Below are 23,427 nucleotides of genomic sequence, written 5' to 3'. Positions count from 1 at the left end.
CCGGGTGTGTAAGCGCAGCGATGCGTTGAGCTAACCGGTACTAATGAACCGTGAGGCTTAACCTTACAACGCCGAAGATGTTTTGGCGGATTGAGAGAAGATTTTCAGCCTGATACAGATTAAATCAGAACGCAGAAGCGGTCTGATGAAACAGAATTTGCCTGGCGGCCTTAGCGCGGTGGTCCCACCTGACCCCATGCCGAACTCAGAAGTGAAACGCCGTAGCGCCGATGGTAGTGTGGGGTCTCCCCATGCGAGAGTAGGGAACTGCCAGGCATCAAATTAAGCAGTAAGCCGGTCATAAAACCGGTGGTTGTAAAAGAATTCGGTGGAGCGGTAGTTCAGTCGGTTAGAATACCTGCCTGTCACGCAGGGGGTCGCGGGTTCGAGTCCCGTCCGTTCCGCCACCCTAATTAGGGGCGTAGTTCAATTGGTAGAGCACCGGTCTCCAAAACCGGGTGTTGGGAGTTCGAGTCTCTCCGCCCCTGCCAGAAATCATCCTTAGCGAAAGCTAAGGATTTTTTTTATCTGTAACAACCCTCTCCGAAGTAAATCCTTCCACCGGCATCCTTGCCAGTCATTTTGATTAATACACTTCATCCAGCACGTTAATTTTCAATAGATCACGAATCAACGCATTTTTATCGCTATTTTGCAGCCATATAGCATAAAGCGGCCGTGAAAGTGTTGTGCTATCGACAACGGTATGTAGGCCGCCTTTTTTACGCGCCCAGCTGACTGGTAGCCAGGTGCAACCATTAAGCATCGCAATCTGTTGCTGTGCCAGTTCAGCTGAACTCGTTGTCAGAATGGGAACTTCGTCAGCACCGATCAAACCTGCCTCATGTTGTTGAAAATCTGGCCCCCATTCCAGTCGCAGATAGTTAAGATCTCCCTTAAGTTTGGAAGGGGCACTGGTATAAAGCGCTAAAGTGAAATACCCCAGCAACTGACTGCTAAATTCGTCCATTTTGGGCGCTTCAGTAGTAATAAGAAGATCAAGCTGGCGTTCATGCAGCTGTTTTACCAGAGACTGCCGTTGGGCAATTCGCGCTTCGAACTGTAAACCTGTATGGGCATCCTGGTTTTGATACAAGCGTCCCAACCACTGATTAAGCATACATTCCCACAACGAGGCGCTGGCACCGATAGAAAACTCATTATGTCGTGAGGTATGCGCCACCTCCTTACGGGCGGCCTGCCAGGTACTCATGAGCGTTTCTGCATAGGGCAGTAGCTTTTCACCGGCAGCGGTTAAACGGATATTGTTTCTGTGGCGGGTGAAAAGGTTCACACCCAGTTGATTTTCCAGTTGTCTGATTCGAAAGCTCACTGCTGACTGGGTCAGATAGAGCGATTCAGCCGCTCGACCAAAGTGACGCGTTCGGCTAACTTCCAGGAAAGTTTTTAACAATTCCGTATCCACAGTGCTCTCCGCAAAATTATTTGTCGTTATGATTTAAATGTTTTGTTTTACACTCTGTCAAGCGTAACTAATACTCCGCGCCATAACTAGCTCGGTCAAAGAATTAGGAGCGTGCAGGATGGCGGAAAGCTTTACGACGACTAATCGATATTTCGACAATAAACATTATCCACGTGGATTCTCTCGTCATGGTGATTTCACCATCAAAGAGGCACAACTGCTTGAGCGTCATGGTTATGCCTTCAATGAGCTGGATCTCGGCAAACGCGAGCCGGTTACCGAGGAAGAGAAACTCTTCGTAGCAGTATGCCGTGGCGAACGTGAGCCAGTGACAGAAGCAGAACGCGTGTGGTCCAAGTATATGACGCGTATCAAGCGTCCAAAACGTTTTCACACCCTTTCCGGCGGTAAACCGCAGGTTGAAGGTGCTGAAGACTACACCGATTCCGACGATTAATAAAAAGGGCGAAATGCCCTTTTTTTATGTCAGCAGTTTTTGCAAATGGATGAGCAAGCGGTCGATAGCACGATAGCTAACAGCCTCTTGCAAATGCTGACGTGTAATAATGTCAGACTGATCAATATCAGCAATGGTTCGTGCAACTTTAAGTAACCGCTGCCAGGCACGAATCGATAACCCCAGATGAAGCAGCGTTTCTTCCAGCCACTGCGCATCTTCGCTCTCAAGCTTGCAGAATTGGCGTATTTCCGGACTATCCAGCCAGGCATTCAGTTTATTCTGCCGCTTAAATTGGCGCTCTCTGGCGGCCATTACGCGTTGTTTAACGGTGGCGCTGCTTTCTCCCGGCACTACCGTTTTACTCAAAATGCCGGGTGGCGGTAATGGGATCTCCAGTGAGAGATCGAAGCGGTCGAGAAAGGGACCAGAGAGTCGGTTGAGATAACGCAGCGTTTGCTCTGGTGTGCAGCGGTTATGGTTTCCCTGATAATGTCCGGTAGGGCTGGGATTCATCGCCGCGACAAGCTGGAAACGGGCTGGATAGGTTATTTTTGCTCGCGTGCGTGAAAGATGGATCTGCCCGGATTCAATCGGCTCTCGCAAGGCATCCAGTGTACGCCGTTCAAATTCAGGTAACTCATCAAGAAAAAGCACGCCGTTATGCGCCAGCGAAATTTCACCAGGCCCTGGAATTGCACCACCGCCCACCATCGCAGTTAACGACGCACTGTGATGAGGTGAGCGGAACGGGCGCTGCCGCCATTGTTTTTGTACTGATTCAGCATTTACCAGACTTAATATCGCAGCGCTCTCCAGTGCCTCTTCATTGCTTAAATCTGGCAACAGGCCATTAATACGGCTGGCGAGCATTGTTTTACCTGTTCCCGGCGGTCCAATCAGTAAAAGGTTGTGTCCGCCAGCGGCGGTAATTTCCAGTCCTCGCTTTCCTTGCTCCTGACCGACAACATCACTGAGATCATGTTGTAGCGCCCGGGATACTGCATCAGTTGGTTTCGGGCGTTCGAGAGCGTGCTTACCTTCCAGAAACGCACAGACAGCCTGCAGATGATCGGCTATCAGGCATCCTTCACCGTTAATTAGCCCCACTTCATCTTCGTTATCTTTCGCGACGATAATTTTTCTGCCCGACTTAATAGCTTCAGTTGCACTGGAGATTGCGCCGGGAACGCCACGCAGAGCGCCTGTAAGCGCCAGTTCTCCGACTAATTCATATTCATCTAACTTATTGGCTGTAAGCTGTTCTGAGGCCGTCAGTAACGCAATAGCGATAGGCAAATCATATCGTCCCCCTTCTTTTGGCAGATCGGCTGGAGCAAGGTTGATGGTGATTTTTTTCGCCGGATATTCATATCCGCTATTGATAATGGCGCTGCGCACGCGATCGCGAGCTTCTTTTACCGTTGTTTCTGGTAAGCCCACCATCGTTAAGCCGGGTAGACCTTTACTGATATGTACCTCAACAGTGATTGGGGGCGCATTTACTCCCAGGGCTGCGCGGGTATGAACAATTGACAGTGACATAAGCCCTCCTTGAGTCGCCATTATGTGCATAAGATATCGCTGCTGTAGCCCGCTAATTCGTGAATTTTAGTGGCTGATTCCTGTTTATTTGTGCAAGTGAAGTTGAGTTGTTCTGGCGGTGGAACGATGCTCGCAAAAATGCAGTGGACAAAGGATTAACTACGAGGAAGGGAACAACATTCATACTGAAATTGAATTTTTTTCACTCACTGTTTTCTTTTTAAAAAACAACAATTTCTATTGAAATTATTAAAGGCATCATAAAAATCGGCCAAAAAATATCTTGTGCTATTCGCAAAATCTATGGTAACTCTTTAGGCATTCCTTCGAACAAGATGCAAGAAAAGACAAAATGACAGCCCTTCTACGAGTGATTAGCCTGGTCGTGATTAGCGTGGTGGTGATTATTATCCCACCGTGCGGGGCTGCACTTGGACGAGGAAAGGCTTAGAGATCAAGCCTTAACGAACTAAGACCCCCGCACCGAAAGGTCCGGGGGTTTTTTTTGACCTTAAAAACATAACCGAGGAGCAGACAATGAATAACAGCACAAAATTCTGTTTCTCAAGATTCAGGACGGGGAACTAACTATGAATGGCGCACAGTGGGTGGTACATGCGTTGCGGGCACAAGGTGTGAATACCGTTTTCGGTTATCCGGGTGGCGCAATTATGCCGGTTTACGATGCATTGTATGACGGCGGCGTGGAGCACTTGCTGTGCCGGCATGAGCAGGGCGCGGCAATGGCGGCTATCGGTTATGCCCGTGCTACCGGCAAAACTGGCGTATGTATCGCCACATCTGGTCCGGGCGCAACCAACCTGATAACCGGGCTTGCGGACGCGCTGTTAGATTCCATCCCCGTTGTTGCTATCACCGGTCAGGTATCCGCACCGTTTATCGGCACTGACGCATTTCAGGAGGTGGATATTCTGGGGTTGTCGTTAGCCTGCACCAAGCACAGTTTCCTGGTGCAATCACTGGAAGAGTTACCGCGTATCATGGCCGAAGCGTTTGACGTCGCCAGCTCAGGTCGTCCCGGTCCGGTTTTGGTCGATATCCCAAAAGATATCCAGTTAGCTAGCGGCGATCTGGAACCCTGGTTCACCACCGTTGAAAACGAAGTGACTTTCCCACATGCCGAAGTCGAGCAAGCGCGCCAGATGTTGGCAAAAGCGCAAAAACCGATGCTGTACGTTGGCGGTGGCGTGGGTATGGCGCAGGCAGTTCCTGCATTACGAGAATTTCTCTCTGCCACAAAAATGCCTGCCACCTGCACGCTGAAAGGACTTGGCGCAGTTGATGCGGATTATCCGTACTATCTGGGCATGCTGGGGATGCACGGCACCAAAGCGGCGAACTTTGCGGTGCAGGAATGTGACTTGTTGATCGCCGTGGGTGCACGTTTTGATGACCGGGTAACTGGCAAACTGAACACCTTCGCACCACACGCCAGCGTTATCCATATGGATATTGACCCGGCAGAAATGAACAAGCTGCGTCAGGCGCATGTGGCATTGCAGGGTGATTTAAATGCTCTGTTACCGGCATTACGACAGCCGTTGAATATCAATGACTGGCAGCAACACTGCGCGCAGCTGCGTGATGAACATGCATGGCGTTACAACCATCCCGGTGATGCTATCTACGCGCCGTTGTTGTTAAAACAACTGTCGGATCGTAAACCTGAAGATTGTGTAGTAACCACAGATGTAGGGCAGCACCAGATGTGGGCCGCGCAGCACATCGTCCACACTCGCCCGGAAAATTTCATCACTTCAAGCGGATTAGGCACCATGGGGTTTGGTTTACCGGCAGCGGTTGGTGCGCAAGTTGCGCGACCGAACGATACCGTCGTCTGTATCTCCGGTGACGGCTCTTTCATGATGAATGTGCAAGAGCTGGGCACCGTAAAACGCAAGCAGTTACCGTTGAAAATCGTCTTACTCGATAACCAACGGTTAGGGATGGTTCGACAATGGCAGCAACTGTTTTTCCAGGAACGATATAGCGAAACCACCCTTACCGATAATCCCGATTTCCTCATGTTAGCCAGCGCCTTCGGCATCCCTGGCCAACACATCACCCGTAAAGACCAGGTTGAAGCGGCACTCGACACCATGCTGAACAGTGATGGGCCATACCTGCTTCATGTCTCAATCGACGAACTTGAGAACGTCTGGCCGCTGGTGCCGCCTGGCGCCAGTAATTCAGAAATGTTGGAGAAATTATCATGATGCAACATCAGGTCAATGTATCGGCTCGCTTCAATCCGGAAACCTTAGAACGTGTTTTACGCGTGGTGCGTCATCGTGGTTTCCACGTCTGCTCAATGAATATGGCCGCCGCCAGCGATGCACAAAATATAAATATCGAATTGACCGTTGCCAGCCCACGGTCGGTCGACTTACTGTTTAGTCAGTTAAATAAACTGGTGGACGTCGCACACGTTGCCATCTGCCAGAGCACAACCACATCACAACAAATCCGCGCCTGAGCGCAAAAGGAATATAAAAATGACCACGAAGAAAGCTGATTACATTTGGTTCAATGGGGAAATGGTTCGCTGGGAAGACGCGAAGGTGCATGTGATGTCGCACGCGCTGCACTATGGTACCTCAGTTTTTGAAGGTATCCGTTGCTATGATTCGCACAAAGGACCAGTTGTATTCCGCCATCGTGAGCATATGCAGCGTCTGCATGACTCCGCCAAAATCTATCGCTTCCCGGTTTCGCAGAGCATTGATGAGCTGATGGAAGCGTGTCGTGACGTGATCCGCAAAAACAATCTCACCAGCGCCTATATCCGTCCGCTGATCTTCGTCGGTGATGTTGGCATGGGCGTAAACCCGCCAGCGGGATACTCAACCGACGTGATTATCGCCGCTTTCCCGTGGGGAGCGTATCTGGGTGCAGAAGCGCTGGAGCAGGGGATCGATGCAATGGTTTCCTCCTGGAACCGCGCAGCGCCAAACACCATCCCAACCGCGGCAAAAGCCGGTGGTAACTACCTCTCTTCTCTGCTGGTGGGTAGCGAAGCGCGCCGCCACGGTTATCAGGAAGGTATCGCGCTGGACGTGAATGGTTATATCTCTGAAGGTGCGGGCGAAAACCTGTTTGAAGTGAAAGACGGTGTGCTGTTTACCCCACCGTTCACCTCATCCGCGCTGCCGGGGATTACCCGTGACGCCATCATCAAACTGGCGAAAGAACTGGGAATTGAAGTGCGTGAGCAGGTGCTGTCGCGCGAATCACTGTACCTGGCGGATGAAGTGTTTATGTCTGGTACAGCAGCTGAAATCACGCCAGTGCGCAGTGTAGATGGTATCCAGGTAGGCGAAGGCCGTTGTGGCCCGGTTACCAAACGCATCCAGCAAGCCTTCTTCGGCCTCTTCACTGGTGAAACCGAAGATAAATGGGGCTGGTTAGATCAAGTTAATCAATAAATACAAAAAATGGGACGGCACGCACCGTCCCATTTACGAGACAGACACTGGGAGTAAATAAAGTATGCCTAAGTACCGTTCCGCCACCACCACTCATGGTCGTAATATGGCGGGTGCTCGTGCGCTGTGGCGCGCCACCGGAATGACCGACGCCGATTTCGGTAAGCCGATTATCGCGGTTGTGAACTCGTTCACCCAATTTGTACCGGGTCACGTTCATCTGCGCGATCTCGGTAAACTGGTCGCCGAACAAATTGAAGCGGCTGGCGGCGTTGCCAAAGAGTTCAATACCATTGCGGTGGATGATGGGATCGCTATGGGCCACGGGGGGATGCTTTATTCACTGCCATCTCGCGAACTGATCGCTGATTCCGTTGAGTATATGGTCAATGCCCACTGCGCCGACGCCATGGTCTGCATCTCTAACTGCGACAAAATCACCCCGGGGATGCTGATGGCTTCCCTGCGCCTGAATATTCCGGTGATCTTTGTTTCCGGCGGCCCGATGGAGGCCGGGAAAACCAAACTGTCCGATCAGATCATCAAACTTGATCTGGTTGATGCGATGATCCAGGGCGCAGACCCGAAAGTCTCTGACTCCCAGAGCGATCAGGTTGAACGTTCCGCATGCCCAACCTGCGGTTCCTGCTCCGGGATGTTCACCGCTAACTCGATGAACTGCCTGACCGAAGCTCTGGGTCTGTCGCAGCCGGGCAACGGCTCGCTGCTGGCAACCCACGCTGACCGTAAGCAGTTGTTCCTCAATGCCGGTAAACGCATTGTTGAATTGACCAAACGTTACTACGAACAGGATGATGAAAGCGCACTGCCGCGTAACATCGCCAGTAAGGCGGCGTTTGAAAACGCCATGACGCTGGATATCGCGATGGGCGGATCGACTAACACCGTACTTCACCTGCTGGCGGCGGCACAGGAAGCGGAAATCGACTTCACCATGAGTGATATCGATAAGCTCTCCCGCAAAGTACCGCAGCTGTGTAAAGTCGCGCCGAGCACCCAGAAATACCATATGGAAGATGTTCACCGTGCTGGTGGTGTTATCGGTATTCTCGGCGAACTGGATCGCGCGGGGTTACTGAACCGTGATGTGAAAAACGTACTTGGCCTGACGTTGCCGCAAACCCTTGAGCAATACGACATCGTCGTGACCCAGGATGATGCGGTAAAAAATATGTTCCGCGCTGGCCCTGCGGGCATTCGTACTACACAGGCATTCTCGCAGGATTGCCGCTGGGATACGCTGGACGACGATCGCTCCAATGGCTGTATCCGCTCGCTGGAACACGCCTACAGCAAAGACGGCGGTCTGGCGGTGCTCTACGGTAATTTCGCAGAAAACGGCTGCATCGTTAAAACCGCAGGCGTCGATGACAGCATCCTAAAATTCACCGGCCCGGCGAAAGTGTACGAAAGCCAGGACGACGCGGTAGACGCGATCCTCGGTGGTAAAGTTGTCGCGGGCGATGTGGTGGTGATCCGCTATGAAGGCCCGAAAGGCGGCCCTGGCATGCAGGAAATGCTCTACCCAACCAGCTTCCTGAAATCAATGGGGCTCGGCAAAGCCTGTGCGCTGATCACCGATGGACGCTTCTCCGGCGGCACCTCTGGTCTTTCCATCGGCCACGTCTCGCCGGAAGCGGCAAGCGGCGGCAGCATTGGCCTGATTGAAGATGGTGACCTGATCGCTATCGACATTCCGAACCGTGGCATTCAGTTACAGGTAAGCGATGCCGAACTGGCGGCCCGTCGTGAAGCGCAGGAAGCCCGTGGCGACAAAGCCTGGACGCCGAAAAACCGTGAACGTCAGGTTTCCTTTGCCCTGCGCGCCTACGCCAGCCTGGCAACCAGCGCCGACAAAGGCGCGGTGCGCGATAAATCGAAACTGGGGGGTTAATGATGGCAGACTCACAACCCCTGTCTGGTGCTCCGGAAGGCGCCGAATATTTAAGAGCGGTGCTACGTGCACCGGTTTACGAGGCGGCGCAGGTCACGCCGCTACAAAAAATGGAAAAGCTCTCGTCGCGTCTTGATAACGTGATTCTGGTGAAGCGCGAAGATCGCCAGCCGGTACACAGCTTTAAGCTGCGCGGTGCATACGCCATGATGGCGGGCCTGACGGAAGAACAAAAAGCGCATGGCGTGATCACTGCCTCGGCGGGTAATCACGCGCAGGGCGTCGCGTTTTCTTCCGCACGGTTAGGCGTGAAGGCGCTGATCGTCATGCCAACCGCCACCGCCGATATCAAAGTTGATGCGGTACGCGGCTTTGGCGGCGAAGTGTTGCTTCATGGCGCGAACTTTGACGAAGCAAAAGCGAAAGCGATCGAACTGTCACAGCAGCAGGGCTTCACCTGGGTGCCACCGTTCGACCACCCGATGGTGATCGCTGGGCAAGGCACGCTGGCGCTGGAGCTGCTCCAGCAGGACGCTCATCTCGATCGCGTATTTGTGCCGGTCGGCGGCGGCGGCCTGGCGGCGGGTGTGGCGGTGCTGATCAAACAGCTGATGCCGCAAATCAAAGTGATCGCCGTTGAAGCGGAAGACTCCGCCTGCCTGAAAGCGGCGCTGGATGCGGGTCATCCGGTTGATCTGCCGCGCGTGGGGCTATTTGCTGAAGGCGTAGCGGTAAAACGCATTGGCGACGAAACATTCCGTTTATGCCAGGAGTATCTCGACGACATCATCACCGTCGATAGTGATGCGATCTGTGCGGCGATGAAGGATTTATTCGAAGATGTGCGCGCAGTGGCGGAACCTTCCGGCGCGCTGGCGCTGGCAGGGATGAAAAAATATATCGCTCAGCACAACATTCGCGGTGAACGGCTGGCGCATATTCTTTCCGGTGCTAACGTGAACTTCCACGGCCTGCGCTACGTCTCGGAACGCTGCGAACTGGGCGAACAACGTGAAGCGCTGCTGGCGGTGACCATCCCGGAAGAGAAGGGCAGCTTCCTGAAGTTCTGCCAGTTGCTTGGCGGGCGTTCGGTCACCGAGTTCAACTACCGCTTTGCCGATGCGAAAAACGCCTGCATTTTCGTCGGCGTGCGCTTAAGCCGCGGGCTCGAAGAGCGAAGAGAAATTTTGCAGATGCTCAACGATGGCGGCTACAGCGTGGTTGATCTCTCCGACGACGAAATGGCGAAGCTACACGTGCGCTATATGGTTGGCGGGCGTCCATCGCATCCGTTGCAGGAACGTCTCTACAGCTTCGAATTCCCGGAATCACCGGGTGCGCTGCTGCGCTTCCTCAACACGCTAGGTACCCACTGGAACATTTCGCTTTTCCATTATCGCAGCCACGGCACCGACTACGGGCGCGTACTGGCGGCGTTCGAGCTTGGCGACCACGAACCGGATTTCGAAACCCGGCTGAATGAGCTGGGCTACGATTGCCACGACGAAACCCATAACCCGGCGTTCAGGTTCTTTTTGGCGGGTTAATGGTTCGGTAAAATCTTCCAGAAAGCCTCAATCAGCGGCTCATGCAGCCGCTTTTTTTGTGCACAAACGCCCAGCTCAAACGGCGTTTTCTCATCGCTACGCTCCAGAATCATCACGCGGTTACGCACCGGTTCCGGGCTGTTTTCCAGCACCACTTCCGGCAACAATGCCACGCCGCAGCCGAGCGCCACCATCGAAACCATCGCTTCATGCCCGCCAACCGTGGCGTAAATCATCGGGTTACTGATTTTATTGCGTCGGAACCACAACTCAATGCGGCGGCGCACCGGCCCCTGATCTGCCATGATAAACGGCACTGTAGACCAGTCCGGCTTCTCTACCGAAACCTGATTACGCACCGGGCACGGTAGGGCAGGCGCGATCAGCACCACTGCCAGATTCTCCAGCATCGAAAACGCCACCGCACCGGGCAGCGTCTCCGGCTTCCCGGCAATCGCCAGATCCGCTTCCCCTGTCACCACTTTTTCCATCGCATCCGCCGCATCACCGGTAGTGAGTTTGATCTCCACTGACGGGTGTTCCGCGCGGAATCTGTCAAGAATCGGCGGCAGATGGCTGTAGGCAGCGGTCACCGAGCAGAAGATATGTAATTCGCCAGAGAGCGACGGTCCTTGCTGGTCGATGGTGTGGCGCAATTGCTGATACTGCAACAGTGTTTGCTGGGCGAAAACGCGCAGTTCTTCGCCCGCTTCGGTCAGCGTCACCGTACGGTTATCGCGCACAAACAGCGGCTGACCGAGATCTTCTTCCAGGCGCTGAATCTGTCGGGAAAGCGTGGATGGACTAACGTGCATCGCCCGCGCGCTGCGGCCAAAATGGCGGCTTTCCGCCAGATGCAGGAAGGTTTTCAGATCGCGTAAATCCAATGGCGCAGCCCTCAATGTTGATGTTGCAAAAATTGCAATGTGACGTTGTGAATATATCAATTTCCGCAATAAATTTCCTGTCATATAGTGAATTCAATCTCGCAAACGCGAACCGAACAATAAGAAGCACAACATCACGAGGAATCACCATGGCTAACTACTTTAATACACTGAACCTGCGCCAGCAGCTGGCACAGCTGGGCAAATGTCGCTTTATGGGCCGCGACGAATTCGCCGATGGCGCGAGCTACCTTCAGGGTAAAAAAGTGGTCATCGTCGGTTGTGGTGCGCAGGGTCTGAACCAGGGCCTGAACATGCGTGATTCTGGTCTGGATATCTCTTATGCCCTGCGTAAAGAAGCTATCGCTGAGAAGCGCGCATCCTGGCGTAAAGCGACCGAAAACGGTTTTAAAGTGGGTACTTACGAAGAGCTGATCCCGCAGGCAGATCTGGTGGTTAACCTGACGCCAGACAAACAGCACTCCGACGTGGTGCGCACCGTACAGCCACTGATGAAAGACGGCGCGGCGCTGGGTTACTCACATGGTTTCAACATCGTCGAAGTGGGCGAGCAGATCCGTAAAGACATCACCGTAGTAATGGTTGCGCCGAAATGCCCTGGCACTGAAGTGCGTGAAGAGTACAAACGTGGGTTTGGCGTACCGACGCTGATTGCCGTTCACCCGGAAAACGATCCGAAAGGCGAAGGCATGGCGATCGCTAAAGCATGGGCGGCAGCAACTGGTGGTCACCGTGCTGGCGTGCTGGAATCGTCCTTTGTTGCGGAAGTGAAATCTGACCTGATGGGCGAGCAAACCATTCTGTGCGGTATGTTGCAGGCTGGCTCTCTGCTGTGCTTCGACAAGCTGGTGGAAGAAGGCACCGACCCGGCATATGCAGAAAAACTGATTCAGTTCGGTTGGGAAACCATCACCGAAGCCCTGAAGCAGGGCGGCATCACCCTGATGATGGACCGTCTCTCTAACCCGGCGAAACTGCGTGCTTATGCGCTGTCAGAACAGCTGAAAGAGATTATGGCACCGCTGTTCCAGAAACATATGGATGACATCATCTCCGGCGAATTCTCTTCCGGCATGATGGCTGACTGGGCCAACGACGATAAGAAACTGCTGACCTGGCGTGAAGAGACCGGCAAAACCGCGTTCGAAACCGCGCCGCAGTATGAAGGCAAAATCGGCGAGCAGGAGTACTTCGATAAAGGCGTACTGATGATCGCGATGGTAAAAGCAGGCGTTGAGCTGGCATTCGAAACCATGGTTGATTCCGGCATCATCGAAGAGTCTGCTTACTATGAATCACTGCACGAACTGCCGCTGATTGCCAACACCATCGCCCGTAAGCGTCTGTACGAAATGAACGTGGTTATCTCTGATACCGCCGAGTACGGTAACTACCTGTTCTCTTACGCTTGTGTGCCGTTGCTGAAACCGTTTATGGCAGAGCTGCAACCGGGCGACTTAGGTAAAGCTATTCCGGAAGGTGCGGTAGATAACGCGCAGCTGCGTGATGTAAATGAAGCAATTCGCAGCCATGCAATTGAGCAGGTTGGTAAGAAACTGCGCGGCTATATGACAGATATGAAACGCATTGCTGTTGCGGGTTAATAGCGATTCAGAGTTCAAGGCCTTCTCCCGGAGAAGGCCTTGCTGTTAGTTACGGTACAGCACCTTGATGATGTGATACCCGAACTGGGTATGCAGCGGACCAGTCGGCTCCAGTACCGGACAAGAGAACACCACTTTATCGAACGCCGGAACCATCTGGCCCTGGCGGAATTCACCTAAATCACCGCCGCGTTTGCCTGACGGGCAGATGGAGTGTTTCTTCGCCAGCTTGCCGAAATCGGCACCATTCTTAATCTGCTCGAGAAGTTCCAGAGCCAGTTTCTCTTCTTTTACAAGGATATGCAGTGCTGCTGCTGTTTTTGCCATGATCGTGCCTTGAATTAAAAATTGTCAGTCAGGGAGGGGGGACATATATGGCAAAAGCCCGGAAAATCCGGGCTTCGCAGGTCCCTCAAGGGGGAGAAAACTTAGGGCCTCTATGGGCTACAGAGTCATTATCGGGGATGGTGATTTTATTGTCAATTTATGAGCGATATGGCATTGATTGACTTGATGACTGCCCTCTGTATGTCTGCAACCAACTCATGTGGCAAACATTGATTAAGATACCCCCGATAAGTCCTTGCTCTGTTTAATCGGTTTCGACTGACTTGTTGTACCAGGTCGGCTTTAGCCCAACGTATCTGCTGATCAAAGAATTGCAGGTCATTGATAACATTACTGGCTATTTCAACATGCATTCCACGATTTAACTTGTCATGGTCGCGAGTGGTTGATAATGGAATGACGATACATGCGTTGCCATTAATTTTTCCGTTGAGCACGACAACCAACCTATTTTTTATCATCTCAGGTGGAATGCGGCCATCGTAATACGTCGTGCTGAACTGTCCATTCTGGCTAACAGAATAGTTACCAAAGTTGCATTCCAGTATTTCACCAACCTTAGGGCTGAAATTAATCGCCACGAGTAAACCTCTCCTTAGTAAACTCTGAAAAAGTAATAACACAACGTTACGACCCGATATTTTCTAAGTCTAATGGATTCATGATGAACTCTGGTTTCGGCCTTCCCTCTCTGATTTAAACATCCGCAGCCATCCGGTTAGCGGTTTTCACTCGGTCACATTCAAATGCGATTCTGCTACAATCCTCCCCCCGTTCGAAGATTGAGCAATACACCTATGCGTCTAAACCCCGGCCAACAACAAGCTGTCGAATTCGTTACCGGCCCCTGCCTGGTGCTGGCGGGCGCGGGTTCCGGTAAAACTCGTGTTATCACCAATAAAATCGCCCATCTGATCCGCGGTTGCGGTTATCAGGCGCGACATATCGCGGCGGTGACCTTTACCAATAAGGCGGCGCGCGAGATGAAAGAGCGTGTCGGGCAGACGCTGGGGCGTAAAGAGGCGCGCGGGCTGATGATCTCCACCTTCCATACATTAGGGCTGGATATCATCAAACGGGAGTATGCGGCGCTTGGGATGAAAGCGAACTTTTCACTGTTTGACGATACCGATCAACTGGCGTTGCTCAAAGAACTGACCGAGGGGCTGATTGAAGATGACAAAGTTCTTCTGCAACAGCTGATTTCGACCATCTCCAATTGGAAGAACGATCTCAAAACACCGGCGCAGGCGGCGGCAGAAGCAAAGGGCGAGCGGGACCGTATTTTTGCCCATTGTTATGGGCTGTATGATTCACACCTGAAAGCGTGCAACGTTCTCGACTTCGACGATCTGATTTTATTGCCGACGTTACTGCTGCAACGCAATGAAGAAGTCCGCGAGCGCTGGCAGAACAAAATTCGCTACCTGCTGGTGGATGAGTATCAGGACACCAACACCAGCCAGTATGAACTGGTGAAACTGCTGGTGGGCAGCCGCGCGCGCTTTACCGTAGTTGGCGATGACGACCAGTCGATCTACTCCTGGCGCGGCGCACGTCCGCAAAACCTGGTGCTGTTGAGCCAGGATTTTCCGGCGCTGAAGGTGATTAAACTCGAACAGAACTATCGCTCTTCCGGGCGTATTCTGAAAGCGGCGAACATCCTTATCGCCAATAACCCGCACGTCTTTGAAAAGCGTCTTTTTTCTGAACTGGGTTACGGCACAGAGCTAAAAGTTTTAAGCGCGAATAACGAGGAACATGAGGCCGAGCGCGTCACCGGTGAATTGATCGCCCATCACTTCGTCAATAAAACGCAGTACAAAGATTACGCCATTCTTTATCGTGGTAACCATCAGTCGCGGGTGTTTGAAAAATTCCTGATGCAAAACCGCATCCCGTACAAAATATCTGGCGGTACTTCATTCTTCTCTCGCCCGGAAATCAAGGATTTGCTGGCTTATCTGCGTGTGCTGACTAACCCGGACGATGATAGTGCGTTCCTGCGTATCGTTAACACGCCGAAGAGAGAGATTGGTCCGGCGACGCTGAAAAAGCTGGGCGAGTGGGCGATGACGCGCAATAAAAGTATGTTTACCGCCAGTTTTGATATGGGCCTGAGTCAGACGCTTAGTGGACGTGGTTATGAAGCATTGACCCGCTTCACTCACTGGCTGGCGGAAATCCAGCGCCTGGCGGAGCGGGAGCCGATTGCCGCAGTACGCGATCTGATCCACGGCATGGATTATGAATCCTGGCTGTATGAAACATCGCCCAGCCCGAAAGCTGCCGAAATGCGCATGAAGAACGTCAACCAACTGTTTAGCTGGATGACGGAGATGCTGGAAGGCAGTGAACTGGATGAGCCGATGACGCTCACTCAGGTGGTGACGCGCTTTACTCTGCGAGACATGATGGAGCGCGGCGAGAGCGAGGAAGAGCTGGATCAGGTACAACTGATGACTCTGCACGCGTCAAAAGGGCTGGAGTTTCCCTATGTCTACATGGTCGGTATGGAAGAAGGATTTTTGCCCCACCAGAGCAGCATCGATGAAGACAATATCGATGAGGAGCGTCGGCTGGCCTATGTTGGCATCACCCGCGCCCAGAAGGAATTGACCTTTACGCTGTGTAAAGAACGCCGTCAGTACGGCGAACTGGTGCGCCCGGAGCCGAGTCGCTTCCTGCTGGAGCTGCCGCAGGATGATTTGGTTTGGGAACAGGAGCGCAAAGTTGTCAGCGCCGAAGAACGAATGCAGAAAGGCCAAAACCATCTGGCAAATCTGAAGGCGATGATGGCAGCAAAACGAGGGAAATAATCAAGGCCGGGTAAGATGCGCGAGCATCGCATCCGGCATATTATTCTTTAATGTACTTCCAACGGCCAGTGAACATAGCTTTGCCACTGGCTTTCCTGATCAATAATCTCTTTACCCAGCGGATGTTGGGTTAGCCAACCTTGCGGAAGCGTCAAGGTCAACAGTTCATGGTTGGCCTTTAATGTCATCTCTGGCACGAGATCGTCACGGCGACGGCTGGCAAAAATGATGGCCAGGCGTAGTAAACGGCAGAGTTGTTCTGCGACGCGTGGCGGTACGGCATTTTGTTGATGCAACGAGGAGAGATCTATTGGGTTCGTCTGGTTGAGTAGTAGCGTCGCCAGTAATTTTTTCTGTGCAGGCGTAAAACCGGGAAGATCCAGATTACGCACCAGATAAGCAGCATGTTGCGGCGCTTGTTTGAAATCAACGCTCAGACCGATTTCATGAAGCTGACAGGCGCTGATGAGCAAATCACGGCTAATCGCTTCAAGATGCCATTCGTTTTCCACCTGATCGAAGAAGTTAGCCGCAACTTTGGCTACTCGCTGAGCCTGATCAATATCGATCATAAAGCGGCGTTGAATATTACGCAGTGTACGGCTGCGAATATCCTGCTCGACGGCCAGATGCAACATGCCGTAGACCAGGCCTTCACGCAGTGCACCGCCAGCCAGGGTCATACACTGAATATTCAGTTCGGTAAAAATGGCTATCAGGATCGCCAGACCACTCGGGAACACTAACGCACGTTCCAGCGTCAGTCCGTCGATCTCCAGTTCCTCCAGTCGACCACAATGAATGGCGCGTTGTTTCAGTTGCTGCAACTTTTCCAGGGTAATCCGTTCATCCATCCCCTGTGCCATCATGATTTCTTGTAAGGCCTGCACAGTGCCGGAAGCACCAACGCATACTTTCCAGCCGTGATACCGCAATTCATCGGCAACCGGACGTAACACTTCGCGTGCCGCTTTTTCTGCGGCATCAAAATTTTCCTGCCCCAGATTACGATCGGCAAAATAGCGTTCCAGCCAGGTGACGCAGCCCATCGACAGGCTGAACAACGAGGTGGTTTGTGCGCCAGTACCGGTTACCAGTTCAGTACTGGCACCGCCGATATCCACCACCAGGCGCTGATCGGCACCGCCAGTGGTGTGAGCAACACCCTGATAAATCAGGCGGGCTTCTTCTTCACCGCTGATCACTTGTACCGGACAACCGAGGATTTCCTGCGCTTTGGCAATAAAATCACCGGCATTGACGGCAAGGCGTAACGTCGCCGTAGCGACAACGCGAATTTGTGAGGGAGGGATATCTTGCAGACGTTCAGCAAACAGGCGCAAACATTGCCAACCGCGCTCCATTGCTTCATTAGACAGGGCATTTTCGCTGTTCAGGCCAGCAGCCAGACGCACTTTGCGTTTAATTCGCGTCAGCGTCTGGATGCTTCCAGCCACCTCGCGCACAACCAGCATATGAAAACTATTCGAACCGAGATCAATGGCTGCATATAATGACGAGGTGGAACCCATACTCTTCATCCTTCAATCTGTCTCTGCGTTGGCTGCGTTCTTTCATCCGAATCACTTACTACAGTAAGCTCATTGGGATTAATTCTCTTGCCATCTTGATACAGTTTGAATGATTTTGAGTATGACATTTTTTATTTAACCTGAACGACGACGATTACGCGGAGCGCCAGTACGACGCGGACCATTACCTGTACGCGGGCGTGTGAGGCGCAGCGGTTTTGGCAGATCGGTCATCAATGCGTCCGGATTGTATTTGCTTACCGGAATTGAGTGACCAATATAGGTCTCAATAGCAGGCAAATTCAATGCATACTCTTCACAGGCCAGGCTGATAGAGTGACCGCTTGCGCCTGCGCGACCTGTACGACCAATACGGTGAACGTAATCTTCACAGTCATCGGGTAAATCGTAGTTAAAGACGTGCGTCACTGCCGGAATATGCAAACCACGCGCGGCAACGTCGGTGGCAACCAGAATATCCAGATCGCCACGGGTAAATTCATCAAGAATACGCAGACGTTTTTTCTGCGCGACATCGCCTGTCAACAAACCGACACGATGACCATCTGCCGCCAGGTGGCCCCAGATCTCTTCACAACGATGTTTGGTGTTGGCGAAAATAATCGCTCGGTCTGGCCATTCTTCTTCAATCAGCGTTTGCAGCAAACGCATTTTTTCTTCGTTAGAAGGGTAGAAAAGCTCTTCTTTTATACGGTGGCCCGTTTTCTGTTCCGGTTCCACTTCAATATATTCGGCATTGTTCATCTGCTCGAATGCCAGTTCGCGTACCCGGTACGAAAGCGTGGCGGAGAACAGCATGTTGAGGCGCTGGTTTGCAGGCGGCATACGGCGGAACAGCCAGCGTATATCTTTAATAAAGCCCAGATCGTACATGCGATCGGCTTCGTCCAGTACCACCACCTGAATGGCACCGAGGTTAATGTGGTTCTGCTTGGCGTAGTCAATTAAACGACCCGTGGTGCCAATCAGTATGTCAACGCCGCTTTCCAGCACTTTCAGCTGTTTGTCGTAGCCATCACCACCGTAAGCCAGACCCAGCTTCAGGCCGGTAGCTTGCGCCAGTGGCTCCGCATCGGCGTGGATCTGCACGGCAAGTTCACGCGTCGGTGCCATAATTAAGGCACGCGGCTGATTCACCTTGCGATCGGCAATCGCGGGATGAGAGAGAAGATAATGAAACGTTGACGTAAGAAACGCCATCGTTTTCCCGGTACCGGTTTGCGCCTGCCCGGCTACGTCACGACCCGCCAGCGTCAGCGGAAGGGCCAGTGCCTGAATGGGCGTACAGTTATGAAACCCTTTTTTTTCAAGGGCTTCTACAACCTTCGGATGCAGGGCGAAGTCGGAAAACTTCTGTTCTGTTAAATGTGTTTTGCTCATAGTGTGGTAGAATATCAGCTTACTATTGCTTTACGAAAGCGTATCCGGTGAAATAAAGTCAACCTTTAGTTGGTTAATGTTACACCAACAACGAAACCAACACGCCAGGCTTATTCCTGTGGAGTTATATATGAGCGATAAAATTATTCACCTGACTGACGACAGTTTTGACACGGATGTACTCAAAGCGGACGGGGCGATCCTCGTTGATTTCTGGGCAGAGTGGTGCGGTCCGTGCAAAATGATCGCCCCGATTCTGGATGAAATCGCTGACGAATATCAGGGCAAACTGACCGTTGCAAAACTGAACATCGATCAAAACCCTGGCACTGCGCCGAAATATGGCATCCGTGGTATCCCGACTCTGCTGCTGTTCAAAAACGGTGAAGTGGCGGCAACCAAAGTGGGCGCACTGTCTAAAGGTCAGTTGAAAGAGTTCCTCGACGCTAACCTGGCGTAAGGGAATTTCATGTTCGGGTGCCCTGTCGCTAAAAACTGGACGCCCGGCGTGAGTCATGCTAACTTAGTGTTGACTTCGTATTAAACATACCTTATTAAGTTTGAATCTTGTAATTTCCAACGCTTCCCGTTTTATCTTAAATGCGAAGTGAACAGATTTCTGGCTCGTCACTCAATCCGTCTTGTCGTTTCAGTTCTGCGTACTCTCCTGTGACCAGGCAGCGAAAAGACATGAGTCGATGACCGTAAACAGGCATGGATGATCCTGCCATACCATTCACAACATTAAGTTCGAGATTTACCCCAAGTTTAAGAACTCACACCACTATGAATCTTACCGAATTAAAGAATACGCCGGTTTCTGAGCTGATCACTCTCGGCGAAAATATGGGGCTGGAAAACCTGGCTCGTATGCGTAAGCAGGACATTATTTTTGCCATCCTGAAGCAGCACGCAAAGAGTGGCGAAGATATCTTTGGTGATGGCGTACTGGAGATATTGCAGGATGGATTTGGTTTCCTCCGTTCCGCAGACAGCTCCTACCTCGCCGGTCCTGATGACATCTACGTTTCTCCTAGCCAAATCCGCCGTTTCAACCTCCGCACTGGTGATACCATCTCTGGTAAGATTCGCCCGCCGAAAGAAGGTGAACGCTATTTTGCGCTGCTGAAAGTTAACGAAGTTAACTTCGACAAACCTGAAAACGCCCGCAACAAAATCCTCTTTGAGAACTTAACCCCGCTGCACGCAAACTCTCGTCTGCGCATGGAACGTGGTAACGGTTCTACTGAAGATTTAACCGCTCGCGTACTGGATCTGGCATCACCTATCGGTCGTGGTCAGCGTGGTCTGATTGTGGCACCGCCGAAAGCCGGTAAAACCATGCTGCTGCAGAACATTGCTCAGAGCATTGCTTACAACCACCCGGATTGTGTGCTGATGGTTCTGCTGATCGACGAACGTCCGGAAGAAGTAACCGAGATGCAGCGACTGGTAAAAGGTGAAGTTGTTGCTTCTACCTTTGACGAACCCGCATCTCGCCACGTTCAGGTTGCGGAAATGGTGATCGAGAAGGCGAAACGCCTGGTTGAGCACAAGAAAGACGTTATCATTCTGCTCGACTCCATCACTCGTTTGGCGCGCGCTTACAACACCGTTGTTCCGGCGTCAGGTAAAGTGCTGACTGGTGGTGTGGATGCCAACGCCCTGCATCGTCCGAAACGCTTCTTCGGTGCGGCGCGTAACGTGGAAGAGGGTGGCAGCCTGACCATTATCGCTACCGCGCTTATCGATACCGGTTCCAAGATGGACGAAGTTATCTACGAAGAGTTTAAAGGTACAGGCAACATGGAACTGCACCTCTCTCGTAAGATCGCTGAAAAACGCGTCTTCCCGGCAATCGACTACAACCGTTCCGGTACCCGTAAAGAAGAGCTGCTCACTACTCAGGAAGAGCTGCAGAAAATGTGGATCCTGCGCAAAATCATTCACCCGATGGGCGAAATCGATGCCATGGAGTTCCTCATTAATAAACTGGCGATGACCAAGACCAATGACGATTTCTTCGAAATGATGAAGCGCTCATAAATTTGTCTTATGCCAAAAACGCCACGTGTTTACGTGGCGTTTTGCTTTTATATCTGTAATCTTATTGCCGCACTGGCAATGTTAGGAAAATTCCTGGGTTTTGCTCGTGTGTTATGCAATTTGCATATCGAATGATTAATTTTTGCACAGGGCTGGTGGGTTCGGAACGGACTTTCCCTTCTGAATAAAGGTCTTCGTGGTTATACTTCTGCTAATAATTTTCTCTGAGAGCATGCATTGTGAATTTACTGACAGTGAGTACTGATCTCATCAGTATTTTTTTATTCACGACACTGTTTCTGTTTTTTGCCCGAAAGGTAGCAAAAAAAGTCGGTTTAGTGGATAAACCTAACTTCCGCAAACGTCACCAGGGATTGATACCTCTCGTTGGGGGTATTTCGGTTTACGCAGGGATTTGCTTCACGTTCGGAATTGTCGATTATTATATTCCGCATGCATCTCTCTATCTTGCTTGTGCCGGTGTGCTTGTGTTCATCGGTGCGCTGGATGACCGTTTTGATATCAGCGTAAAAATCCGTGCCACCATACAGGCCGCTGTTGGCATTGTTATGATGGTGTTCGGCAAACTTTATCTCAGTAGCCTGGGTTATATCTTTGGCTCCTGGGAGATGGTGCTCGGACCGTTTGGCTACTTCCTGACGCTATTTGCCGTCTGGGCGGCAATTAATGCTTTCAACATGGTTGATGGCATTGATGGCTTGCTGGGCGGGTTGTCCTGCGTCTCGTTTGCAGCAATCGGTATGATTTTGTGGTTCGACGGGCAAACCAGCCTCGCTATCTGGTGCTTTGCGATGATCGCCGCCATCCTGCCCTATATCATGCTCAACCTTGGTATCCTGGGTCGCCGCTACAAAGTCTTTATGGGTGATGCGGGCAGTACGCTGATTGGTTTTACCGTTATCTGGATCCTGCTCGAAACGACTCAGGGAAAAACGCACCCAATAAGCCCGGTTACTGCATTATGGATTATCGCCATTCCGCTAATGGATATGGTGGCAATTATGTACCGTCGCCTGCGTAAAGGCATGAGCCCATTCTCTCCTGACCGTCAGCATATTCACCATTTGATCATGCGTGCCGGGTTTACTTCCCGCCAGGCGTTTGTGCTGATTACCCTTGCCGCAGCACTGCTCGCCTCAATTGGCGTGCTGGCAGAATACTCTCATTTTGTCCCGGAATGGGTCATGCTGGTGCTCTTTTTGCTAGCATTCTTCCTCTATGGATATTGCATTAAGCGTGCCTGGAAAGTTGCTCGCTTTATTAAGCGCGTAAAACGCAGACTGCGTAGAAATCGTGGTGGCAGCCCCAATTTAACCAAATAAATGAGGATGTGATGACACAACCAATGCCTGGGAAACCGGCCGAAGACGCTGAAAATGAACTGGATATTCGTGGGTTGTTTCGTACCTTGTGGGCTGGGAAGCTGTGGATTATTGGCATGGGGCTGGCGTTTGCGTTAATCGCGCTGGCGTATACTTTTTTTGCTCGTCAGGAGTGGAGCTCGACGGCGATTACCGATCGTCCAACAGTGAATATGCTGGGAGGATACTACTCGCAGCAGCAATTTTTGCGTAACCTGGACGTCCGTTCGAACATGGCTTCTGCCGACCAACCATCGGTCATGGATGAAGCCTATAAAGAGTTTGTTATGCAACTGGCCTCGTGGGATACCCGCCGCGATTTCTGGTTGCAGACAGACTATTATAAACAGCGGATGGTCGGGAACAGCAAAGCCGATGCGGCGTTGCTGGATGAAATGATTAACAACATCGTGTTTATTCCCGGTGACTTCACGCGTGCGGTCAATGATAGCGTTAAGCTGATTGCCGAAACCGCGCCTGACGCTAATAACCTGTTACGTCAGTATGTTGCGTTTGCCAGCCAACGAGCTGCCAGCCATCTGAATGATGAGCTGAAAGGCGCATGGGCGGCGCGTACCATCCAGATGAAAGCTCAGGTGAAGCGTCAGGAAGAAGTGGCGAAAGCCATCTACGACCGCCGGATGAACAGCATTGAACAGGCGCTGAAAATTGCTGAGCAGCATAATATTTCGCGCAGTGCGACAGATGTACCTGCCGAGGAACTACCTGATTCAGAAATGTTCCTGCTTGGGCGTCCAATGCTCCAGGCGCGACTGGAAAATTTACAGGCCGTCGGTCCGGCCTTTGATCTCGACTATGATCAGAATCGGGCCATGTTAAACACCCTGAATGTTGGTCCAACCCTGGATCCGCGTTTTCAGACCTATCGCTATTTGCGTACGCCGGAAGAACCGGTAAAACGCGATAGCCCACGTCGTGCCTTCCTGATGATTATGTGGGGCATTGTCGGGGGGCTGATCGGGGCTGGTGTCGCATTAACCCGCCGTTGCTCGAAATAGCAACACTGCTGCGGTGAGCGCAAAGGCGCTCG

22 protein-coding genes, 2 tRNA genes and 1 rRNA gene are annotated in these 23,427 nt (G+C 51.9%); 18 read left to right on the top strand and 7 right to left on the bottom strand.

Annotated elements, in window-relative coordinates; genetic code table 11:
• Nucleotides 1-160 precede the first annotated feature (160 nt).
• From rrf to BGE37_RS19310, 3 genes are all read left to right on the top strand, one after another.
• Nucleotides 161-276: ribosomal RNA gene (gene rrf, locus BGE37_RS19320) — 5S ribosomal RNA — on the top strand.
• 54 nt (nucleotides 277-330) lie between these two features.
• Nucleotides 331-407: transfer RNA gene (locus BGE37_RS19315), tRNA-Asp, on the top strand.
• An 8-nt stretch (nucleotides 408-415) separates the two neighbouring features.
• Nucleotides 416-491: transfer RNA gene (locus BGE37_RS19310), tRNA-Trp, on the top strand.
• A 95-nt stretch (nucleotides 492-586) separates the two neighbouring features.
• Here BGE37_RS19310 and hdfR read toward each other — a convergent pair.
• Nucleotides 587-1,426, bottom strand: a complete 840-nt coding sequence (gene hdfR, locus BGE37_RS19305) for an HTH-type transcriptional regulator HdfR (RefSeq protein ID WP_000379245.1) — start codon at nucleotides 1,424-1,426, stop codon at nucleotides 587-589.
• A 118-nt stretch (nucleotides 1,427-1,544) separates the two neighbouring features.
• Here hdfR and maoP point away from each other — a divergent pair, with 118 nt between their 5' ends.
• The gene (gene maoP, locus BGE37_RS19300; RefSeq protein WP_000841001.1) at nucleotides 1,545-1,883 is read left to right on the top strand and encodes a macrodomain Ori organization protein MaoP; all 339 of its coding nucleotides are present in this window, start codon (nucleotides 1,545-1,547) and stop codon (nucleotides 1,881-1,883) included.
• A gap of 24 nt (nucleotides 1,884-1,907) precedes the next feature.
• Here maoP and BGE37_RS19295 read toward each other — a convergent pair whose 3' ends face one another.
• On the bottom strand, nucleotides 1,908-3,428 hold the full coding sequence (locus tag BGE37_RS19295) for a YifB family Mg chelatase-like AAA ATPase (protein WP_105288344.1): 1,521 nt from the start codon (nucleotides 3,426-3,428) through the stop codon (nucleotides 1,908-1,910).
• A 352-nt stretch (nucleotides 3,429-3,780) separates the two neighbouring features.
• On the opposite strand from BGE37_RS19295, the gene ilvL reads away from it, so the two are divergent.
• The 7 genes from ilvL to ilvA all read left to right on the top strand — a co-directional run bounded on the left by ilvL (nucleotide 3,781) and on the right by ilvA (nucleotide 10,336).
• Entirely contained in the window at nucleotides 3,781-3,879 is a 99-nt protein-coding gene (gene ilvL / locus BGE37_RS19285) for an ilv operon leader peptide (protein ID WP_001311244.1), read from the top strand.
• Between the two features lie 86 nt (nucleotides 3,880-3,965).
• Nucleotides 3,966-4,016, top strand: a complete 51-nt coding sequence (gene ilvX, locus BGE37_RS19280; protein WP_001387183.1) for a peptide IlvX — start codon at nucleotides 3,966-3,968, stop codon at nucleotides 4,014-4,016.
• A 2-nt stretch (nucleotides 4,017-4,018) separates the two neighbouring features.
• Nucleotides 4,019-5,665, top strand: a complete 1,647-nt coding sequence (ilvG, locus tag BGE37_RS19275) for an acetolactate synthase 2 catalytic subunit (protein WP_039020271.1) — start codon at nucleotides 4,019-4,021, stop codon at nucleotides 5,663-5,665.
• Nucleotides 5,662-5,925 (top strand): acetolactate synthase 2 small subunit, encoded by a 264-nt coding sequence (ilvM, locus tag BGE37_RS19270; RefSeq protein WP_000983255.1) that lies wholly within the window; start codon nucleotides 5,662-5,664, stop codon nucleotides 5,923-5,925. Before ilvG ends, ilvM begins: the two co-directional genes overlap by 4 nt.
• 19 nt (nucleotides 5,926-5,944) lie before the next feature.
• On the top strand, nucleotides 5,945-6,874 hold the full coding sequence (gene ilvE / locus BGE37_RS19265) for a branched-chain-amino-acid transaminase (RefSeq protein ID WP_000208520.1): 930 nt from the start codon (nucleotides 5,945-5,947) through the stop codon (nucleotides 6,872-6,874).
• Between the two features lie 64 nt (nucleotides 6,875-6,938).
• Nucleotides 6,939-8,789 carry a dihydroxy-acid dehydratase gene (gene ilvD, locus BGE37_RS19260; RefSeq protein WP_105288343.1) on the top strand — a complete coding sequence of 617 codons (1,851 nt, stop codon included), beginning with the start codon at nucleotides 6,939-6,941 and terminating at the stop codon, nucleotides 8,787-8,789.
• Nucleotides 8,790-8,791: 2 nt separating this feature from the next.
• Complete coding sequence (ilvA, locus tag BGE37_RS19255; RefSeq protein ID WP_105288346.1) at nucleotides 8,792-10,336, top strand: threonine ammonia-lyase, biosynthetic; 1,545 nt, start codon at nucleotides 8,792-8,794, stop codon at nucleotides 10,334-10,336.
• Here the strand turns inward: ilvA and ilvY are convergent.
• A complete protein-coding gene (gene ilvY / locus BGE37_RS19250; protein WP_000365790.1) occupies nucleotides 10,333-11,223 on the bottom strand; it encodes an HTH-type transcriptional activator IlvY in 891 nt (296 codons plus the stop codon). The two genes, ilvA and ilvY, sit on opposite strands and share 4 nt — an antisense overlap.
• 149 nt (nucleotides 11,224-11,372) lie before the next feature.
• Here ilvY and ilvC point away from each other — a divergent pair, with 149 nt between their 5' ends.
• Nucleotides 11,373-12,848 carry a ketol-acid reductoisomerase gene (gene ilvC / locus BGE37_RS19245; protein WP_000024951.1) on the top strand — a complete coding sequence of 492 codons (1,476 nt, stop codon included), beginning with the start codon at nucleotides 11,373-11,375 and terminating at the stop codon, nucleotides 12,846-12,848.
• A 45-nt stretch (nucleotides 12,849-12,893) separates the two neighbouring features.
• On the opposite strand, the gene ppiC is transcribed toward ilvC, so the two are convergent.
• Both ppiC and BGE37_RS19235 read right to left on the bottom strand, forming a co-directional pair.
• The gene (gene ppiC, locus BGE37_RS19240) at nucleotides 12,894-13,175 is read right to left on the bottom strand and encodes a peptidylprolyl isomerase PpiC (protein WP_001140258.1); all 282 of its coding nucleotides are present in this window, start codon (nucleotides 13,173-13,175) and stop codon (nucleotides 12,894-12,896) included.
• A 152-nt stretch (nucleotides 13,176-13,327) separates the two neighbouring features.
• Nucleotides 13,328-13,777 (bottom strand): type II toxin-antitoxin system PemK/MazF family toxin, encoded by a 450-nt coding sequence (locus BGE37_RS19235; protein WP_105288342.1) that lies wholly within the window; start codon nucleotides 13,775-13,777, stop codon nucleotides 13,328-13,330.
• A 216-nt stretch (nucleotides 13,778-13,993) separates the two neighbouring features.
• Here BGE37_RS19235 and rep point away from each other — a divergent pair, with 216 nt between their 5' ends.
• Nucleotides 13,994-16,015: a DNA helicase Rep gene (rep, locus tag BGE37_RS19230; protein WP_001238880.1), complete on the top strand. Its 2,022-nt coding sequence runs from the start codon at nucleotides 13,994-13,996 to the stop codon at nucleotides 16,013-16,015.
• 47 nt (nucleotides 16,016-16,062) lie between these two features.
• Here the strand turns inward: rep and gppA are convergent, their stop codons facing one another.
• Together gppA and rhlB are read right to left on the bottom strand one after the other, a co-directional pair.
• Complete coding sequence (gppA, locus tag BGE37_RS19225) at nucleotides 16,063-17,547, bottom strand: guanosine-5'-triphosphate,3'-diphosphate diphosphatase (protein ID WP_001355380.1); 1,485 nt, start codon at nucleotides 17,545-17,547, stop codon at nucleotides 16,063-16,065.
• Nucleotides 17,548-17,682: 135 nt separating this feature from the next.
• Nucleotides 17,683-18,948 (bottom strand): ATP-dependent RNA helicase RhlB, encoded by a 1,266-nt coding sequence (gene rhlB, locus BGE37_RS19215; RefSeq protein ID WP_000047508.1) that lies wholly within the window; start codon nucleotides 18,946-18,948, stop codon nucleotides 17,683-17,685.
• A 130-nt stretch (nucleotides 18,949-19,078) separates the two neighbouring features.
• Here rhlB and trxA point away from each other — a divergent pair, with 130 nt between their 5' ends.
• The 5 genes from trxA to wzzE all read left to right on the top strand — a co-directional run bounded on the left by trxA (nucleotide 19,079) and on the right by wzzE (nucleotide 23,395).
• The gene (gene trxA / locus BGE37_RS19210) at nucleotides 19,079-19,408 is read left to right on the top strand and encodes a thioredoxin TrxA (RefSeq protein WP_001280776.1); all 330 of its coding nucleotides are present in this window, start codon (nucleotides 19,079-19,081) and stop codon (nucleotides 19,406-19,408) included.
• A 140-nt stretch (nucleotides 19,409-19,548) separates the two neighbouring features.
• Nucleotides 19,549-19,650 carry a rho operon leader peptide RhoL gene (gene rhoL / locus BGE37_RS19205; protein WP_001295255.1) on the top strand — a complete coding sequence of 34 codons (102 nt, stop codon included), beginning with the start codon at nucleotides 19,549-19,551 and terminating at the stop codon, nucleotides 19,648-19,650.
• An 84-nt stretch (nucleotides 19,651-19,734) separates the two neighbouring features.
• A complete protein-coding gene (gene rho / locus BGE37_RS19200) occupies nucleotides 19,735-20,994 on the top strand; it encodes a transcription termination factor Rho (protein ID WP_001054527.1) in 1,260 nt (419 codons plus the stop codon).
• Between the two features lie 239 nt (nucleotides 20,995-21,233).
• A complete protein-coding gene (wecA, locus tag BGE37_RS19195; protein WP_001050960.1) occupies nucleotides 21,234-22,337 on the top strand; it encodes a UDP-N-acetylglucosamine--undecaprenyl-phosphate N-acetylglucosaminephosphotransferase in 1,104 nt (367 codons plus the stop codon).
• Between the two features lie 11 nt (nucleotides 22,338-22,348).
• A complete protein-coding gene (gene wzzE / locus BGE37_RS19190) occupies nucleotides 22,349-23,395 on the top strand; it encodes an ECA polysaccharide chain length modulation protein (protein WP_001355381.1) in 1,047 nt (348 codons plus the stop codon).
• The last annotated feature ends 32 nt before the right edge of the window (nucleotides 23,396-23,427 follow it).

Origin of the sequence: Escherichia sp. MOD1-EC6300, assembly GCF_002965045.1 — a bacterium.
In the GTDB taxonomy this organism is placed as follows: Bacteria; Pseudomonadota; Gammaproteobacteria; order Enterobacterales; family Enterobacteriaceae; genus Escherichia; species Escherichia coli_F.
The sequence above is the reverse complement of the archived record's forward strand: the minus strand, read 5'-3'. Positions and strand labels throughout refer to the sequence as shown.

Excerpts from the sequence above, each read along its gene's own strand:
- maoP (WP_000841001.1), top strand. The coding sequence starts at position 1,545 with ATGGCGGAAAGCTTTACGACGACTAATCGATATTTCGACAATAAACAT.
- BGE37_RS19295 (WP_105288344.1), bottom strand. The coding sequence starts at position 3,428 with ATGTCACTGTCAATTGTTCATACCCGCGCAGCCCTGGGAGTAAATGCG.
- ilvL (WP_001311244.1), top strand. The coding sequence starts at position 3,781 with ATGACAGCCCTTCTACGAGTGATTAGCCTGGTCGTGATTAGCGTGGTG.
- ilvG (WP_039020271.1), top strand. The coding sequence starts at position 4,019 with ATGAATGGCGCACAGTGGGTGGTACATGCGTTGCGGGCACAAGGTGTG.
- ilvM (WP_000983255.1), top strand. The coding sequence starts at position 5,662 with ATGATGCAACATCAGGTCAATGTATCGGCTCGCTTCAATCCGGAAACC.
- ilvE (WP_000208520.1), top strand. The coding sequence starts at position 5,945 with ATGACCACGAAGAAAGCTGATTACATTTGGTTCAATGGGGAAATGGTT.
- ilvD (WP_105288343.1), top strand. The coding sequence starts at position 6,939 with ATGCCTAAGTACCGTTCCGCCACCACCACTCATGGTCGTAATATGGCG.
- ilvA (WP_105288346.1), top strand. The coding sequence starts at position 8,792 with ATGGCAGACTCACAACCCCTGTCTGGTGCTCCGGAAGGCGCCGAATAT.
- ilvC (WP_000024951.1), top strand. The coding sequence starts at position 11,373 with ATGGCTAACTACTTTAATACACTGAACCTGCGCCAGCAGCTGGCACAG.
- ppiC (WP_001140258.1), bottom strand. The coding sequence starts at position 13,175 with ATGGCAAAAACAGCAGCAGCACTGCATATCCTTGTAAAAGAAGAGAAA.
- rep (WP_001238880.1), top strand. The coding sequence starts at position 13,994 with ATGCGTCTAAACCCCGGCCAACAACAAGCTGTCGAATTCGTTACCGGC.
- gppA (WP_001355380.1), bottom strand. The coding sequence starts at position 17,547 with ATGGGTTCCACCTCGTCATTATATGCAGCCATTGATCTCGGTTCGAAT.
- rhlB (WP_000047508.1), bottom strand. The coding sequence starts at position 18,948 with ATGAGCAAAACACATTTAACAGAACAGAAGTTTTCCGACTTCGCCCTG.
- trxA (WP_001280776.1), top strand. The coding sequence starts at position 19,079 with ATGAGCGATAAAATTATTCACCTGACTGACGACAGTTTTGACACGGAT.
- rhoL (WP_001295255.1), top strand. The coding sequence starts at position 19,549 with ATGCGAAGTGAACAGATTTCTGGCTCGTCACTCAATCCGTCTTGTCGT.
- rho (WP_001054527.1), top strand. The coding sequence starts at position 19,735 with ATGAATCTTACCGAATTAAAGAATACGCCGGTTTCTGAGCTGATCACT.
- wzzE (WP_001355381.1), top strand. The coding sequence starts at position 22,349 with ATGACACAACCAATGCCTGGGAAACCGGCCGAAGACGCTGAAAATGAA.